The organism is Streptomyces parvus (assembly GCF_014648875.1).
In the GTDB taxonomy this organism is placed as follows: domain Bacteria; phylum Actinomycetota; class Actinomycetes; order Streptomycetales; family Streptomycetaceae; genus Streptomyces; species Streptomyces parvus.
The window spans coordinates 318,490-334,516 of sequence record NZ_BMRY01000003.1 but is presented as its reverse complement, the minus strand read 5'-3'; the positions used below and the strand labels follow the sequence as shown (position 1 = coordinate 334,516).

Here is a 16,027-nt window from a genome sequence, read left to right as displayed (position 1 = left end):
AAGCCGATGGGGCGTCAGGCCCGCAAGGGGCCGGTTCGACGCGTGGGACAGCCTAGCCGGTCAGCTGTCGCCCTCGCGCTGGCCCAGGGTGACTTCGGCCGTGGCCTCCTTGCCGTCGCGTTCGTACGTCAGGGTCACCTTCTCGCCCGGCTTGCGGGTCCAGATCTCGCCGATCAAGGTCGGACCGCTGTCGATCACGGTGTCGTTGAACTTCGTGATCACGTCGCCCGCCTTCAGGCCCGCCCTGGCCGCCGGGCCGTTCGGGGTGACGGCGGGGGTGCCGCCCGCGCCCTCGGCGGAGATCGCCGCGCCGCCCGTCTTCTCCTCCATCGTCACCGTCGCGCCGATCACCGGGTAGACCGGCTTTCCGGTCTTGATCAGCTGCTCGGCGACGTTCTTGGCCTGGTTGATCGGGATCGCGAAGCCGAGGCCGATGGAGCCGGCCTGGGACTGGCCGAGGCCGCCGCCGGTCGACTGGATCGCCGAGTTGATGCCGATGACCGCGCCCGTCGCGTCCAGCAGCGGGCCGCCGGAGTTGCCCGGGTTGATCGAGGCGTCTGTCTGGAGCGCGCTCATGTAGGAGTTCTTGTTGCTCTGGCCGTCCCCCGACGCCACCGGGCGGTTCTTCGCGCTGATGATGCCCGTGGTGACCGTGTTCGACAGGCCGAAGGGCGCGCCGATCGCGATCGTCGAGTCGCCCACCGCGACGCTCTCCGAGTTGCCCAGAGGGAGGGGCGTCAGGCCCTGCGGCGGGTTCTTCAGCTTCAGGACCGCCACGTCGTAGCCCTGTGCCCGGCCGACCACCTCGGCGGCGTACTTCTTGCCGTCGGAGAACGTCGCCGACAGTTCGCCGGACTCCGCGGCGGAAGCCACCACGTGGTTGTTGGTGAGGATGTGGCCTTCCTTGTCGTACACGAAGCCGGTGCCCGTGCCGCCCTCGCCGTCGCCCCCCTGTGCGTCGATCGTGACCACGCTGGGGAGCGCTTTCGCCGCGACCCCGGCCACCGTGCCCGCCGGGCGCTTCAGGTCCCTCGGGGTGTCGGAGGCCGACACCGTGGTCGAGCTGCCGGACGAACCGTCGTCGTTGCGGTCGGCCGCCCAGAAACCGAGGGCTCCGCCGATACCGCCCGCGACGAGCGCCGCGACAGCCACGGCGGCCACCAGACCGCCCGCCTTGCTCTTGCCGCTCTTAGCGCCGCCCGCCGGGTCCGTACCGGGCGGGACCGGCGCGCCCCAGACCGGGCCGTGGCCACCGCCGTTGCCGATACCGCCGGAAGCGTGACCGGAGGCGTGACCCGACGCGTAGCCGGATGTGTGACCGGTGTCCCCGCCGGCGTACGACGGGACGGCGGGCGGGGGCGGCGGCCAGGAAGCGGCGCCCGCGGGGAGGTCGGGCTCCGCTCCGTATCCGGGGCCCGCGCCATGACCGCCGCCGGGAGCCGCTCCGTACGGGGAGGGCTGCGGCGGCTGCGAGGGCTGGGGCGGCTGAGGCGGCTGGTTCGAGGTCGGGTGTGCGGCGCCCTGGCCGTACGCGGGCGTGCCCGGGGATCCCTGGTGCGCCGGGGCGCCCTGGTGCGTGGGGTTGTGGCGCGGCGCCTCCGCGTGCGCCGGAGCAGCCGGCGAGGCCCCCGCGCCCGAGGCGCCCGGAGCGGCTGCGGCCGTGGCCCCCGCGCCGGGCTCGTCGGATGCGCCGTCAGCGCCCGGCGCCCCCGCAGCACCATCCGTTGCGTTGCCGGGGGCCGGTTCAGGAGTGTCGGCCGGCACGGGAGGTGCGGACGGAACGGCCGGTACCGCGCGGTCCTCGTTGCCCTCGTTCTCGGTGCTCACAGCTCTTTACTCCTCGGTTCCACTCGGCATCCAGTCGGCATTCGGCAAGAAATCCGCTGTGCACGTGTCTGCGGTCAGCTTTTCCCACAACACGTCGGGCCACTGTAAGCAGGACCTGTGCATCCGCACACCAATCTTTACATCCGACAAAACAGACCTCCAGGGTGACATGTGCTCAGCCACCCCCGCGGCGGTGACACCATGGCCCGGGTGACCCACGCACGGCAGCGCAGCGCGCACACCTCCATCCAGGTCATCGCCCACCGCGGGGCCTCCGACGACGCCCCCGAGCACACCCTCGCCGCCTACCGCAAGGCGATCGAGGACGGTGCCGACGCCTTGGAATGCGATGTCCGGCTCACCGCCGACGGCCACCTCGTCTGTGTCCACGACCGACGGGTGAACCGCACGTCCAACGGGCGCGGCGCCGTGTCCGCCCTGGAGCTCGCCGACCTCGCCGCCCTCGACTTCGGCTCCTGGAAGGACCACGAGGAGTCGCCCGACTGGGATCCGGTGCCCGGCGAGCTCACCTCCGTACTGACCCTGGAACGGCTCCTGGAGCTCTTCACCGAGGTACGCGCCACCGGGCGGGATCTGCAGCTGGCCATCGAGACCAAACACCCCACCCGCTGGGCCGGGCAGGTCGAGGAGCGGCTCCTGCAGCTGCTGAAGCGCTTCGGGCTGGCCGAGCCGCCCGCCGAGGGGCCCTCACCCGTCCGCGTCATGAGCTTCTCCGCCCGCTCCCTCCACCGCGTCCAGGCGGCCGCCCCCACCCTCCCGACGGTCTACCTGATGCAGTTCGTCTCGCCCCGCATGCGCGACGGGCGGCTGCCCGCCGGGGCCCGGATCGCGGGGCCCGGCATGCGGATCGTGCGCAGCCACCCCGGATACATCGAACGGCTGCACCGCGCGGGGCACCGGGTGCACGTGTGGACCGTGAACGAACCCGCCGATGTCGAGCTGTGCGCCGAACTCGGCGTCGAGGCGATCATCACCAACCGGCCGAAGCAGGTTCTGTCCCAACTGGGTCGCATTTAGTCGGGATCGTTACGGAAGGGGGCACTCCACACCCCCGACCTCGGCCGTTACGGGGTGTGCTCCGGCGCATTCGCTGCGCGTTCGATCGTTACGAGTGCGTCACCCGCAGCGCATTGGCCGGTTTCCGGTCCAGCCCAGTGGGGCATCCAACCCGTGGCGTGGGGCAAAGGAGGTCTCGGGGGTGGCGTTGGTGGTGGCACAAGAGGTGCCCGCGTCGTCGAGCATGGCCATTCCTCATGGTCCTGCCGGCGTGGGACAGGCACGACACCGGATGCGTGAGCAGTTGCGCGGCAACGGGGTGTCGGAAGCGGTCGTCGACGACGCTGTTCTGATCCTTTCCGAACTTCTCAGCAACGCCTGCCGGCACGGCAGGCCGCTCGGACGGCACACCGACGTCGGCGACGGGGACATCCGCGCCGCCTGGCGGGTGGACACCGGCGGCGGGCTCACCGTGGAGGTCACGGACGGCGGCGGCCCGACCCGACCGGTTCCGGCCACCCCTTCGGTGACGGCACGCGGCGGCCGGGGCCTCAACATCATCAGCGCCCTGGCCCAGGAGTGGGGCGTACGGGACGACGCACCCGGCGAGGTCACCGTCTGGGCCCTGGTCTCGTCCAAGAAGCCGCCCGGCGTCGGAGGCAACGGCTCCGAGGCGAACGGATCCGGCAGGAACGGATCCGGCGGAAGCGGCTCCGCCGCCAACGGCCGCGGTACGAACGGTGTCTCCGCGAACGGCGTCGGCGGGCTCCCCAAGTTCGAGGGCCTGGACTTCTCCGACGTCCTCGACGACGTGGGCTGAGAGCGCGACCTTCAGGGCCGGGAGCACGCGACCTTCAGGGGCCGGGAGCACGCGCCCCTCAGGGGCCGAGAGCGTACGCGGGCGGGGCATGGCTCCCCGGGCGGCTAGGCTCGCGCCGAGTCCGCACTGTCGCAATCGGGAGAATGCCCACCATGGCCAAGAAGCGCCCTCAGTCCAAGGCCGGGAAGCAGCAGCTCAAGGACGGTGAGATCCCGGTCGTCGGGGCCCGTGAGCCCTGCCCGTGCGGATCGGGCCGTCGTTACAAGGCGTGTCACGGACGCGCCGCCGCCCAGGCCGTGACCGAGCTCGTGCATCGCCCCTTCGAGGGACTCGCCGGCGAGTGCGACTGGGTCGCGCTGCGCGAGCTGGTGCCCGCCGCCACGGCCGAGCTGGCCCTCAAGGACGGACTGCCCGAAGGGGTTCCGTCGGTGAAGCTCGCGACCGTCCTGCCGATGGCCTGGCCGGCGCTGCGCCGCGACGACGGTTCCGTCCTGCTCGCCCTGCAGAACGACACCTCCTCCGGCGACCTCAGCCGCGACCTCGCGGACACCCTCCAGCGCGCCCTGGAGGCCGAGCCCGGCTCCCCGGTCGCCGCCCGCCGTGTACCGGCCGACGGTCCGCGCCTCCAGGACCTCCTCGCGCCGGACGCCGCCTTCGAGCCGGACGTGCACTCCGGGTTCGAGTTCTGGGTGCCGGACGCGGAGAACGCCACCGCCGAGGTGTCGGCATCACTGGAGCGCGCGAACGCCGCCGCGATCCCGACGACGCTGCTCTCCGGCGTCGACGCCGCGTACTGGTGCGAGACCCCGGAGAAGAACCACCTGCGCTGGGTCATGCCGCACCCCGAGGAGCAGCTCCTCGACGCGCTCGCCCGGCTGCACGCCGCGGGCACCTCCTCGCTCGGCGACGACACCCGGCTGGTCGGGTCGTTCCGGGCACACGGTCTCGTGGTGCCCGTCTGGGATCTGCCGAGCTCGATGGGGGCCGAGGCATGCGAGAAGCCCGCCGTCGAGTTCGCCGAGCGACTGGCCACGGCGCTCGCGTCCGACGCCCCGCTCACCGCCGAGGAACGCCGCGCCCGGGGCGGTCTCACCAACCGTCAGGTCACCCTCAGCTGACAGTGACGACAGGGCGCCACAGACGGTGACCCGCGTCACAACTCGCCGTACTCGCAAGTAAATACGCGTCCCTACAGGCGAGATCGAATTTGCGAACAGCAGATCTCTTGTTACGGTTCTGGAAGCCCGGTCGCTGGTGCATCCCCCGTCGCCAGCGACCGGGCGTCCTCGTTTCCGGCTGCGGCCCGCCCTGTGACGCCCCGGGTGCGGCTCTCAGCCCCTGGCCACCGGGGCCCATTCCGATCCGGCGCGCAGCAGCAGCGGCGCCTCCTCCACCGGCCCCGCGCCCACGAACTCCGCGATCGCCGTCGCGGATCCGGGTGTGCCCGAGGAGGGGACGCGCGGCGTCTCGCAGGTGCCCGGCTCGTCGTGCGCGGCCGGTGCGCAGTGCAGCTCCACGGTCCTCCCGCCCGGACCCATCAGCGTGAGCACGGAACGCAGTTCCTCACCGGTCGTGTTCCGGTAGTAGACGCGCGCCCACGCCTCGTTTCCCCGGGCCATGACACAGGTCTGCGCTTCGACGCCCTCCGGTGCGACCACCTCGGGCCCGCACCGGGCCGCCGTACCCGACCGTTCAAGCGCCGCCGCACCCGAACGATCAAACTCCGGCAGGGAACCGGCTTCCGCGTTCATTCCCGATGGCGATTTCGGCAATGCCGAAGAAAGGGAGGCGGAATCATCTCCGGATAGCCGATCAGAAACCTTTGGCCTATGACTTTCTGGCGGTCCGCCAGCTGATTTCGCGGTCGGCGGATCAGCCGATACGGCATCCGGAGCAACGGCGGGGTGCGCGGAAGCAACCAGCGGAACGAGACTTCCGCACACCACGGCTGCCGTAACACCGATCATGCGGAGATTCATGGTGGGCCCCACCTGGCAACTGCGCGGAATTCCTGAGACGGACTGACGACGGGCCGACGATATCGACGGAATGCGTGCCGCCGGGGCGCCCGGCACCCGAATACCTCGGATCCTGCCCGGCTCACACCCGTTCGAGTGAGCCGGACGCCGGGCCTCCCCCACGAGGGGCGTCAGTACGCGAGCCGGCTGCCCCCGCCCGGCGCACCGGTGCTCGCCTCGACCAGGGCGTCCAGCACCGCTTCGACATCCGGAAGCCAGGGGGCCGCGACCGCCCGAGCGCCGTCCTTCGCCCGCCCACGCGACACCGGGGCCGCGGCGGAGGCCGGGGCTCCGAGCGGCGCCGGGGGCCGCTCCCAGCGGACCTGGCCCGCACCGGTCCGGGACGGCGGCAGGACGAGGTAGCCGCCCTCGCCGTGGAACCGGAGCGAGCTGGGCACCCAGTCCTTCGCGTACAGCAGTTCGCCGAGTCGCTCCAGGGTGTACGGGGCCACCAGCAGCGACCACCGGGTCGACGTCGCCACGACGGGGCCGAGCCGCATGCCGAGCGCGTCGAGGGCGCTCAGCGCTCTGGCGCCGGCCACGGCAGGCAGGCTCACCGCGCAGGGCGCGCGGCCGCCGGTCGCCAGCAGCACGGGGGCGCCGGGGCGGTTGGTCCACCACCAGCGCACCATGCGCTCGTCCGTGGTGGCCGCCAGCAGGCCGGGGTCGAAGGGGTGTGCGCCCGGTACGGCGCAGTCGGGTTCGGGGCAGGCGCAGCCGAGGCCGGCGCCCTCCCCGTACGGGGCGGCGGACTGCGCCGTCCCCACTCCGGGAAGCACGGGCCACTGCCATACGGTGGCGCAGTTCAGAGCCGCGTCGAGCCGGGCGGCCCCCTCCTTGCGCCGGAGCCGGAGCCTGCGTCGCCTTCCGAGGATCTCGCGCATGAGCGCTCGTTCCTTTCCGTTGAACGCCGAGTCCACATGACGCCACGCGTGCGTGACCCCATGTGCGTGTCTCTTCGCTGTGCGTACCTGCCCGTCAGTTCCGCGGTACGGGCGTGCCGTCGATACCGAGCGTGAGCCGAGCCGAGCGTGAGCCGAGTGGAATCGATCCGAAGTGAACCGATCCAGGGTGGAACTGAGCCGAACCGAGCAGAGTCGAGCGGAGTCGAACCGGGCAGGGCCTCACCGACCGAGCGGAGTCGTGCTGCTCCGGCGGAGTCGTGCGGGTCGAACCGAGCGGTCGAGCCGGGCCGGCGGTCGCCGGGCGAGGGTGGCCTGCGCCTCGCCTGCCGTCCCTGGTGCGAACCCCACCGTCCGGGGCGGGGGCGTCACGTTCACGGGTAAGGACGCCCGAACCCGCTGCCGGGTTCCTGGGTGATCACAACCGCACCCGCGCATCACCGTTTACGTACCCAGCATGCCCGGGATGACGCTCCCCCGGCGACCTGACGCCGGAGGTACCCCTGTCGAGCGGCCCCAGTCGATCGCAAATAGCGTCCATAGGGTGCATTTTTTGGCCAAGTTAACCGACACTGGGAGAGCACGAATCGCCCGGGTCCCGAAGGGACAATGCTGGACATCGGGTTACTTGTGCGTGTACATGTGGATGCACTGATAGTGGCGCAGAATCACATGGGGGTTTGCGATGCTATTCGACGAATCGCACCGGTCGGAAAGCTGGCTGCCATGAGCGCCCCACACCTGCCGAAAGTGGCTGGAATCGATCCAGAGGTTCCGGTTTCAACGCACACTCCCGCACCCCTGACGGAGGTCCCGGGACCTCCCGGAGCCTTCATCCAGGACCGCCTGGCGGGCTGGGTCTCGGACCTCACCACCCTGCACGAACTCACCGAGCGGCTGGCCGGGACGAGCACCCTCGAAACCGCCCTGAACGAGCTGTTGCAGGCCGGAGCCGCCCTCGTCGGAGCCCGCCGCGGACTTCTCGTTCTGGAACCGGCGAACGGCGAAGGCCCCACCGCCACGCGCGGTCTCGGGCTCACCCACGCCGAACTCGGGCACATCGAGACCGTGCCGCGCGCGGCCACCGCGCTGGGCCGCGTCCTCGACGGACTGCCGGACACGGCCGACGGGATCGCCAGCCCCGATCTCCTCGGCGAGCAGGACCTCGACCCCCGGCACCGCGAGGTCGCCACCCGGCTCGGCTACGCCGCGAGCTACGCCCTCCCCCTCGCCTCCGAGGCGGCCGGCCGGCTCGGAGCGGCGCTCTGGCTCTACGACGAACCGGCCGAGCCCGCCCAGAAGCAGCGCCACCTCGCCGGTCTCTACGCGCGCTACGCCACCGAACACCTGGCCCGCCTCGTCGAGCTGGAGCGCGCCCGGGCGGACGTCGCCGCCGTCGCCGAGGAGCTGCTGCCCAGCCGGCTCCCCCGGATCCCCGGCGTCCAGCTCGCCGCCCGGCACCGCACAGGACCCCGCGGCGGCGGCGACTGGTACGACGCGCTGCCCCTGCCGGACAGCACGCTCGGCCTCGCCGTCGGCTCCGTGGGCGGGTCCGGGCCGAGCGCGATGGCCGCGATGGGCCGGCTCCGCGCCAGCCTGCGGGCGTACGCGGTGATGGAGGGCGAGGACCCCGTCGCCGTACTCTCCGACCTGGAGCTGCTGCTCCGGCTCACCGAACCCGCGCGGACCGCCACCGCCCTGTTCGCCTACTGCGAGCCCGCCGCCCGCAAGGTCGTGCTGGCCGGGGCCGGGCACACCCCGCCGCTGATCCTCGGCGAGCGGCGCTGCGAGTACGTCGAGACGACGCTCTCCGCCCCGCTCGGGATGCTCGCCTGCTGGGAGGCGCCGAGCGTGGAGTTCAGCCCCGCACCCGGAGAAACGGTGCTGCTCTACACGGACGGGCTGCTGCGCCGTACCGGGGACGCGATGGACCGCGCCTTCGCCCGGCTGCACTCCGCCGCCGCCTCCGTACCGAAACCGGACCGGCACGATCCGGCGGCCGTGGCCGACCACGTCCTGCGCACGGTGCTCCCCGACGGCCTCGACCGGAGCGATTCCACCGAGGACGTCGTGATCCTCGCCGCCCACTTCGACTGACCTTTCGACTGACCTCCGGCGGCCCTCGCGAAGCTCTCCCCGGCGCGCTCTCCGGTAACAGGTCCTTCGGCCCTGGGCCCCCTTCCGTACGCCCGTACGATGGGTGATGGTCCAGTGTCGTATCAAGGAGAGACAAATCGTGTCTGAGGAGCTCATCCCGGAGACCCCGGAGCAGGAGACCGAGGAGAACGAAGCAGCGGAGGCGATCAAGCAGCGGAAGAACGGCCTCTACCCGGCCGTCTCCGACGAGCTCGCCGAGAACATGAAGTCGGGCTGGGCCGACACGGAGCTGCACGACCTCCAGCCGATCCCCCAGGCCGAGCACACCGCGAACCGCCGCGCCGCGCTCTCCGCCCGCTTCCCCGGCGAGCGCCTGGTCATCCCCGCGGGCAACCTGAAGACCCGCTCCAACGACACCGAGTACGCCTTCCGCGCCTCCACCGAGTACGCGTACCTCACCGGTGACCAGACCCAGGACGGCGTCCTCGTCCTGGAGCCGGCCGGCGACACCGGCCACGAGGCCACCCTCTACCTGCTGCCGCGCTCCAACCGGGAGAACGGCGAGTTCTGGCTCGACGGCCAGGGCGAGCTGTGGGTCGGCCGCCGCAACTCCCTCACCGAGGCCGAGCAGCTGCTGGGCATCCCCGCGAAGGACGTCCGCGAGCTGCCCGCCGCGCTGGCCGAGGCCACCGGCCCGGTCCGCAACGTGCGCGGCCACGACGCCTCCATCGAGGCCGCCCTCACCGACAAGGTGACCGCGGAGCGCGACGAGGAACTGCGCGTCTACCTCTCCGAGGCCCGCCTGGTGAAGGACGCCTTCGAGATCGCCGAGCTGCAGAAGGCCTGCGACGCCACCGCGCGCGGCTTCGAGGACGTCGTCAAGAGCCTCGACAAGGCCGAGGCGACCAGCGAGCGCTTCATCGAGGGCACGTTCTTCCTGCGCGCCCGCATCGAGGGCAACGACATCGGCTACGGCTCGATCTGCGCCGCCGGTCCGCACGCCACCACCCTGCACTGGGTCCGCAACGACGGCGCGGTCCGCGCCGGCGAGCTGCTGCTCCTGGACGCCGGGGTCGAGACGAACGACCTCTACACCGCCGACGTGACGCGGACCCTGCCGATCAACGGCACGTTCTCGCCGCTCCAGCGCAAGATCTACGACGCGGTGTACGAGGCCCAGGAGGCGGGCATCGCCGCCGTGAAGCCCGGTGCCGCCTACCGCGACTTCCACGACGCAGCGCAGCGCGTGCTCGCCGAGAAGCTCGTCGAGTGGGGCCTGCTCGGCGACCTGTCCGTGGACAAGGTCCTGGAGCTGGGCCTCCAGCGCCGCTGGACCCTGCACGGCACCGGCCACATGCTCGGCATGGACGTCCACGACTGCGCCGCCGCGCGCACCGAGACGTACGTCGACGGCACGCTGGAGCCGGGCGTCTGCCTGACGGTCGAGCCCGGTCTGTACTTCCAGGCCGACGACCTGACGGTGCCCGAGGAGTACCGGGGCATCGGCGTCCGGATCGAGGACGACATCCTCGTCACCGAGGACGGCAACCGGAACCTCTCCGACACGCTGCCGCGCCAGGCGGACGAGGTCGAGGCCTGGATGGCACGGCTCAAGGGCTGACCCCTCCCGTACTCCCGTACGGAACGCGCCGGGGCGCGCCGCTCACTACACCGTGAGCAGCGCGCCCTCGCGCCATTTCAGGACCTTGTCGAAGCTCACCACCGCGCCGCGGCCCGGCCGGTTGCCGAACTGGACGTGATCGGAGAGCTGCTGGATCAGGTCGAGACCCCGGCCGCTCTCGGCGTCGGTCTCGGCCCGGTGGGAATGCGCGGCTGGGCGAAGTGCGCGCCGGGCCGGAAATCCCGGCCCCGAGTCGCTGACCTCGATACGGCATTTCTCGCCGTCCAGATAAGCCGTGACCCGGTACTGCCCGGAGTCCGCACAGGGGCGTCCGGTCCCGGAATCCCCGGGCACCCCGGGCACCGTCCGGTCGCCGCCGTGCTCGACGGCGTTCGCACAGGCCTCGCTGAGGGCGACCGACAGGTCGAAGGAGATGTCCGGATCCACCCCCGCGGTTTCCATGGTGCCGAGCAGGAAACGACGGGCGAGCGGAACGCTCGCAGCTTCGCGCCGCAAATGGAGAGACCACCAGATGCTCATCTTTCAGCCTCCTGGCTGCGGCTCGACGTATCGATACGTATTGCCGCCCTCGGCACTTCGTAAGCACGGATCGGGTGGGAGAGCCCTCGTTCGGCGGATGTGGATATTCGGCCGCCCGGTGTATGGACCGGCCCGGTCGCAGGCCGCCGGGGTCCCGTCCCGGTGGCCTGGGGTGCGCTTCCCGGTGAACCTGAGGTGCGCGCCCCCGGTCCGTACATCCCCCGCGAACAGGCGCAGCAAGCACGGTTGGGGACGGAGCCTGATCTTCCGGACCTGCCGTACGGAGCCCGGGGGCGCAGTGCGATGATGTCCCGGCCATGTCCACGCCTCGCGCACGCGCCGGAGCCGGTCTGCGGCTCATGAGGGCCGCGGTGTTCACCGCGGTCTGCGTCGTGCTGTCCGCGGCCGGACACATGCTCGCCGCCGGTACGCCTGTCCCCGCGTGGACGCTGCTCGCCGGATTCCTCGGCGTCCTCGCCGTCGCCGCCCTCCTCGCCGGACGGGAACGATCCCTTCCGGGCATCGTGGGCGCGCTGGCCGGCGGACAGATCCTCCTGCACGTGCTCTTCGCGTACGGCAGCCACGGCCCGTCCGCCGCCGGGACCACGGGCGGCGACAACCCGCTCATCCGGTTCGCCTCCGGGCTCGTGTGCGGCGAAGGAACGGCCCGGCTGAACGCGGCCGATGCCCACCGCATCGTCTCCTCGGCGGGCATCGACCCGTCGACGCTCCCGGGGGCCCACGGCCATGCCGGAGCGGGCGGCGCCTCCGGAGCGGCCCAGGCCGCGGCTTCGGCGGGAGGGGACGGGGCCTCGGGCATCGCCCAGGTCTGCGCCGCGGTCACCGCGATGCTGCCGAGCCTGCCGATGTTCCTGGCGCACGTCCTCGTCGCGCTCGCCACCGGCTGGCTGCTGCGCCGCGGCGAGATCGCCCTCTTCGCGCTGGCCCGGCTCTCCGCCCACAGCGCCCAGGCGCTGGCGGCCGGGGCCCGGCTCCGGTCCCTGCGCGCCGCGCTCGCCCTCGTCCGCGCGCTGCGGGCCGGGGAGCGGGAGCGGCTCGTGGCCGGACCGCGCGCTCCGCGCCACGGCGACGACGTTCCCCTGCCGACCGCCGGGGATCCTCTGCAACACCTGGTGATCAGGCGCGGGCCTCCTCCGGCCCCGTACGCCCTCGCAGCCTGACGCGACGCCTCCACCGGGCCCCGCGGGCCGCTCACGCACATCCCTGTGCACGCGCGCTCCCCGCACGGAACCGCACCCCGAGGTGTCGTGATGCCGCCGCGCATCCGCGCGCCGGACCACCGTGTTCCGTTTCCCTGTGGAGATTCCTGCCATGAAGCTTTCCCGTATCGCCCTCGCCGGCGGCGTCGCCGCGTCCACCGTCCTGCTGATCGCCGGGCCGGCCGCCGCGCACGTCAGCGTCCAGCCGGTGGGCGAGGCCGCCAAGGGCGGATACGCCACGCTCAACTTCAAGGTCCCCAACGAGCGCGACCAGGCCTCGACGGTGAAGCTCGAAGTGAACTTCCCGGCCGACCACCCGCTCTCCTCCGTCACCCCGCAGGCCGTCCCGGGCTGGGACATCAAGGTCGACAAGAGCAAGCTCGACAAGCCCATCGAGTCGCACGGCAGGAAGATCACCGAGGCCGTCTCCAAGGTGACCTGGACGGCGGACGACAGCGAGATCGCCCCCGGCTTCTTCCAGCAGTTCCCGGTCTCCGTCGGCGCGCTCCCCGAGGACGCCGACCAGCTCGTATTCAAGGCGATCCAGACGTACGACAACAAGGAAGTCGTCCGCTGGATCGAAGAGCCCACCGAGGGCGGCGAGGAGCCCGACAGCCCCGCCCCGGTCCTGAAGCTGACCGCCGCCGCCGACGACCACCACGGTGGCGGCACGGCCGACGACGCGAAGAAGGGCGACGACCACAAGGCCGCCGACACCGCCGCGTCGACCAAGGAGACCCACGCCGCCGCGTCCTCCTCCTCCAGCGACACCACCGCCCGCACCCTGGGCATCATCGGCATCGTCATCGGTGTCGTCGGTGTCGCGTTCGGCGTGCTCGCCGGACGCCGCCGTTCGGCCTGACCGGCCGGATCCCTCACCCGCACCACGTTCAGGACATCTCTTCCATGCGCAACAAAAAAGCAGTGACGGCCGTGGCGTTCGCCGCCGCGGCCGCACTGGCCCTCTCCGCCTGCGGCACCGGTGACGACAAGACGGGCTCCTCGGCGATCGCCGACGTCAGCGCCGCGCCGAAGGACAAGGCCGCCACCGTCCTCGACCAGCCGTTCACCAAGCCGAACCTCGTCCTCACCGACACGAACGGCAAGGAGTACGACCTCCGCGAGGCGACCAAGGGCAAGCCGACGCTCATCTACTTCGGCTACACCAACTGCCCCGACGTCTGCCCGCTGACCATGAGCAACATCTCCCTCGCCAAGCGGGAGCTGCCCAAGGCCGACCAGGACAAGCTCCAGGTCGTCTTCGTCACCACCGACCCCGAGCGCGACACCCCCGCCTCGCTCGGCAAGTGGCTCTCCGCCCAGGACCCCACCTTCACCGGCCTCACCGGCGACTTCCCGACCATCCAGGCCGGGGCGCGGCAGATCGGCATCGGCATCGACGCGCCGAAGAAGGAGAAGGACGGGACCGTCGTCTCGATGCACGGCGCCCAGGTCATCGCCTTCTCCCCGAAGACGGACGAGGGGTACGTGCTCTACGGCGAGGACACCTCCGCCGAGGAGTACACGAAGGACCTCCCCAAGCTGATCAAGGGGGAGGCACCGTGAACCGCCGCCGCACGGCCCTCGCCGGCGTCCTCGCCCTCACCACCGGGCTGACGCTGGCCGGGTGCTCGTCGGACAGCGGGTCGGGCGGCGAGCCGCAGCTCAAGGTCGTCGGTGCCTTCATGCCGCAGCCCGTCAGCGACATGGCCGCCGGATTCCTCGTCGTACAGAACAGCGGCGGGACCGCGGACCGGCTCACCTCGGTGACCAGCCCGCTCTCCGACGACGTCACGATCCACGAGACGAAGAACCAGAAGATGCGCGAGGTCTCCTCGTTCGAGGTGCCCGCGAACGGCGAGCTCGATCTCGAACGCGGCGGCAACCACATCATGTTCATGAAGCTCAAGCAGAAGCCCAAACAGGGCGAGAAGGTCTCCGTCGAGCTGCACTTCGAGAAGGCCGACCCCATCACGGTCGACCTGCCGGTGAAGGAAACCACCCACAACCCGAAGAAGCAGTGAGGGACTGAATCCAGATGTCTGCCACCGCCCCGAACCCCGGACCCTCCCCGATACGACGGCCGCTCGCCGCCGCCGCGCTCCTCACCGCGCTGATCAGCCTGGTCTTCGGACTGCTGCTGGCCGGCGCGGGCCCGGCGTCCGCGCACGCCGCCCTCACCGGGAGCGACCCGAGTGACGGGGCGGTGGTGGACACCGCGCCCAAACAGGTCACCCTCAGCTTCTCCGAGGCGATCGCCTTGGGCGACGACTCCATCCGGGTCCTCGACCCGAGCGGCAAGCGCGCCGATACCCAGGCCGAGCCGAAGGACCTGTCCGAGGGTTCCACCGTCCGCTACGGCGTAGCGCTCCACTCCGGGCTGCCGGACGGCACCTACACGGTGGCCTGGCAGGCGATCTCCGCCGACAGCCATCCGATCTCCGGCGCGTTCACGTTCTCCATCGGCGCCCCGTCCGAGACCACCGTCGCCCTGCCCTCCCAGGAGGCGGGCGGCGGCCCGGTCGGCGTCGTCTACGACATCGCGCGCTACGCAGCGTACGGCGGATTCGTCCTGCTCGTCGGCGGCACCGCGTTCGTCCTGGTCTGCTGGCGGGGCGGGGCGACCGCCCTGCCGATGCAGCGGCTCGTGGTGCGCGGCTGGCTCGCCCTGACCGGGGCGACCCTGGTCATGCTGCTGCTGCGCCACCCGTACACGGACAGCGGGAAATTCACCGACGCCTTCGACCTCGCCGGGCTCCAGTCCGTCCTGGACACCAAGCCCGGCGCCGCCCTCGTCTCCCGGCTGCTGCTGCTCGGGGCCGCCGCCCTGTTCATCGCCGTGCTGTTCGGTACGTACGCGGGGCGCGAGGACGAACGCGAGAAGAAGGACCTCACCTTCGGACTCGCCGTCGGGGGCGGGGTCGTCGCGACGGGCATCGCCGCCACCTGGGCGATGTCCGAGCACGCCTCGACCGGCATCCAGACGAGCATCGCCATGCCGGTGGACGTCCTCCACCTGCTGGCCGTCGCCGCCTGGCTCGGCGGACTCGCCTCGCTGCTGGTGGCGCTGTACCGGACACCGGACATCGGGAGCGCGGCGGTACGGCGGTTCTCCGCGGTCGCGTTCGGCAGTGTCGTGGTCCTGGCGGCGACCGGGATCTACCAGTCCTGGCGGCAGGTCGGCTCCTGGTCGGCGCTGACCGGCACGCGCTACGGGCAGCTCCTGATCCTCAAGGTGGCGCTGATCGCCGTCCTGCTCGCGGTCGCCTGGTTCTCCCGGCGCTGGACGGGCCGGCTGACGGACTCGGCCGTGGCTCCGGAAGAGGCTCCCGGCGAGGAGGCCGAATCCGGATCCGCATCCGAGGACGCCTCGGCCGATGTCGACCCCGAGCGCGCCGCGCAACTGGCCCGGCAGCGGGCCGCCCTGACCGCGACGAAGAAGAAGCGGATACGGGACGCCGACCCGGAGCGTTCCGGGCTGCGCCGCTCGGTCCTGGCCGAGGCCGCCGTCGCCGTCGTCCTGCTGGCCGTCACCACCATGCTGACGTCCACCGAGCCGGGCCGCACGGAGGAGGAGGCCGCGAACGGCACCCCGTCCGCGAGCGCTCCCGCCGCGGGCGGCCCGGTCAACCTGAAGATGCCGTTCGACACCGGCGGCCAGAACGGCAAGGGCACCGTCCGCATCGACATCGAACCCGGGCGGACCGGCTCCAACGATCTGCACGTGTGGATCGACGGCAGCAACGGCAAGCCCATGGACGTCCCCGAGCTGAAGCTCGCCCTCACCCTGGAGTCGAAGGACATCGGCCCGCTGCCGGTCGTCCCGGACCGGCTGGCCGAGGGGCACTGGTCGGCGAGTGCTGTACAGATTCCGATGGCCGGGGACTGGAAGATCGACGTGACGGTACGGACGTCGGACATCGACCAGGTCACCATCGACAAGAACGCGAAGATCGGCTGAGCAC

The 16,027-nt window shown here is 71.7% G+C and carries 14 protein-coding genes; 10 read left to right on the top strand and 4 right to left on the bottom strand.

Annotated features, from left to right (window positions below):
- Positions 1–60: 60 nt before the first annotated feature.
- Entirely contained in the window at positions 61–1,827 is a 1,767-nt protein-coding gene (locus tag IE140_RS11755; RefSeq protein WP_150193421.1) for a S1C family serine protease, read from the bottom strand.
- 201 nt (positions 1,828–2,028) lie between these two features.
- On the opposite strand from IE140_RS11755, the gene IE140_RS11750 reads away from it, so the two are divergent.
- The 3 genes from IE140_RS11750 to IE140_RS11740 all read left to right on the top strand — a co-directional run bounded on the left by IE140_RS11750 (position 2,029) and on the right by IE140_RS11740 (position 4,782).
- Complete coding sequence (locus IE140_RS11750; RefSeq protein ID WP_093441331.1) at positions 2,029–2,865, top strand: glycerophosphodiester phosphodiesterase; 837 nt, start codon at positions 2,029–2,031, stop codon at positions 2,863–2,865.
- A gap of 94 nt (positions 2,866–2,959) precedes the next feature.
- A complete protein-coding gene (locus tag IE140_RS11745) occupies positions 2,960–3,664 on the top strand; it encodes an ATP-binding protein (protein ID WP_150193420.1) in 705 nt (234 codons plus the stop codon).
- Between the two features lie 152 nt (positions 3,665–3,816).
- The gene (locus IE140_RS11740) at positions 3,817–4,782 is read left to right on the top strand and encodes a DUF5926 family protein (RefSeq protein ID WP_150193419.1); all 966 of its coding nucleotides are present in this window, start codon (positions 3,817–3,819) and stop codon (positions 4,780–4,782) included.
- A 213-nt stretch (positions 4,783–4,995) separates the two neighbouring features.
- Here IE140_RS11740 and IE140_RS36500 read toward each other — a convergent pair whose 3' ends face one another.
- Together IE140_RS36500 and IE140_RS11730 are read right to left on the bottom strand one after the other, a co-directional pair.
- Positions 4,996–5,283, bottom strand: coding sequence for a hypothetical protein (locus IE140_RS36500; RefSeq protein ID WP_308438369.1), 288 nt, complete (start codon positions 5,281–5,283; stop codon positions 4,996–4,998).
- Between the two features lie 530 nt (positions 5,284–5,813).
- The gene (locus tag IE140_RS11730; RefSeq protein ID WP_150193417.1) at positions 5,814–6,566 is read right to left on the bottom strand and encodes a bifunctional DNA primase/polymerase; all 753 of its coding nucleotides are present in this window, start codon (positions 6,564–6,566) and stop codon (positions 5,814–5,816) included.
- Between the two features lie 627 nt (positions 6,567–7,193).
- Here IE140_RS11730 and IE140_RS11725 point away from each other — a divergent pair.
- Both IE140_RS11725 and IE140_RS11720 read left to right on the top strand, forming a co-directional pair.
- Positions 7,194–8,681: a PP2C family protein-serine/threonine phosphatase gene (locus IE140_RS11725; protein ID WP_189460350.1), complete on the top strand. Its 1,488-nt coding sequence runs from the start codon at positions 7,194–7,196 to the stop codon at positions 8,679–8,681.
- A 139-nt stretch (positions 8,682–8,820) separates the two neighbouring features.
- A complete protein-coding gene (locus tag IE140_RS11720) occupies positions 8,821–10,302 on the top strand; it encodes an aminopeptidase P family protein (RefSeq protein ID WP_006126070.1) in 1,482 nt (493 codons plus the stop codon).
- A 45-nt stretch (positions 10,303–10,347) separates the two neighbouring features.
- On the opposite strand, the gene IE140_RS11715 is transcribed toward IE140_RS11720, so the two are convergent.
- Positions 10,348–10,842 carry an ATP-binding protein gene (locus IE140_RS11715; protein WP_032776596.1) on the bottom strand — a complete coding sequence of 165 codons (495 nt, stop codon included), beginning with the start codon at positions 10,840–10,842 and terminating at the stop codon, positions 10,348–10,350.
- 317 nt (positions 10,843–11,159) lie between these two features.
- Between IE140_RS11715 and IE140_RS11710 the strand changes: the two genes are divergently transcribed.
- The 5 genes from IE140_RS11710 to IE140_RS11690 all read left to right on the top strand — a co-directional run bounded on the left by IE140_RS11710 (position 11,160) and on the right by IE140_RS11690 (position 16,023).
- Positions 11,160–12,023, top strand: a complete 864-nt coding sequence (locus tag IE140_RS11710) for a hypothetical protein (protein ID WP_150193415.1) — start codon at positions 11,160–11,162, stop codon at positions 12,021–12,023.
- 151 nt (positions 12,024–12,174) lie between these two features.
- Positions 12,175–12,924: a YcnI family copper-binding membrane protein gene (locus IE140_RS11705; RefSeq protein WP_032764649.1), complete on the top strand. Its 750-nt coding sequence runs from the start codon at positions 12,175–12,177 to the stop codon at positions 12,922–12,924.
- A 44-nt stretch (positions 12,925–12,968) separates the two neighbouring features.
- A complete protein-coding gene (locus IE140_RS11700) occupies positions 12,969–13,628 on the top strand; it encodes an SCO family protein (protein WP_023608236.1) in 660 nt (219 codons plus the stop codon).
- The gene (locus tag IE140_RS11695; protein WP_109179330.1) at positions 13,625–14,086 is read left to right on the top strand and encodes a copper chaperone PCu(A)C; all 462 of its coding nucleotides are present in this window, start codon (positions 13,625–13,627) and stop codon (positions 14,084–14,086) included. The genes IE140_RS11700 and IE140_RS11695 overlap by 4 nt, the downstream gene beginning before the upstream one ends.
- Positions 14,087–14,100: 14 nt before the next feature.
- Positions 14,101–16,023, top strand: a complete 1,923-nt coding sequence (locus IE140_RS11690; RefSeq protein WP_150193414.1) for a copper resistance CopC/CopD family protein — start codon at positions 14,101–14,103, stop codon at positions 16,021–16,023.
- Positions 16,024–16,027: the final 4 nt, after the last annotated feature.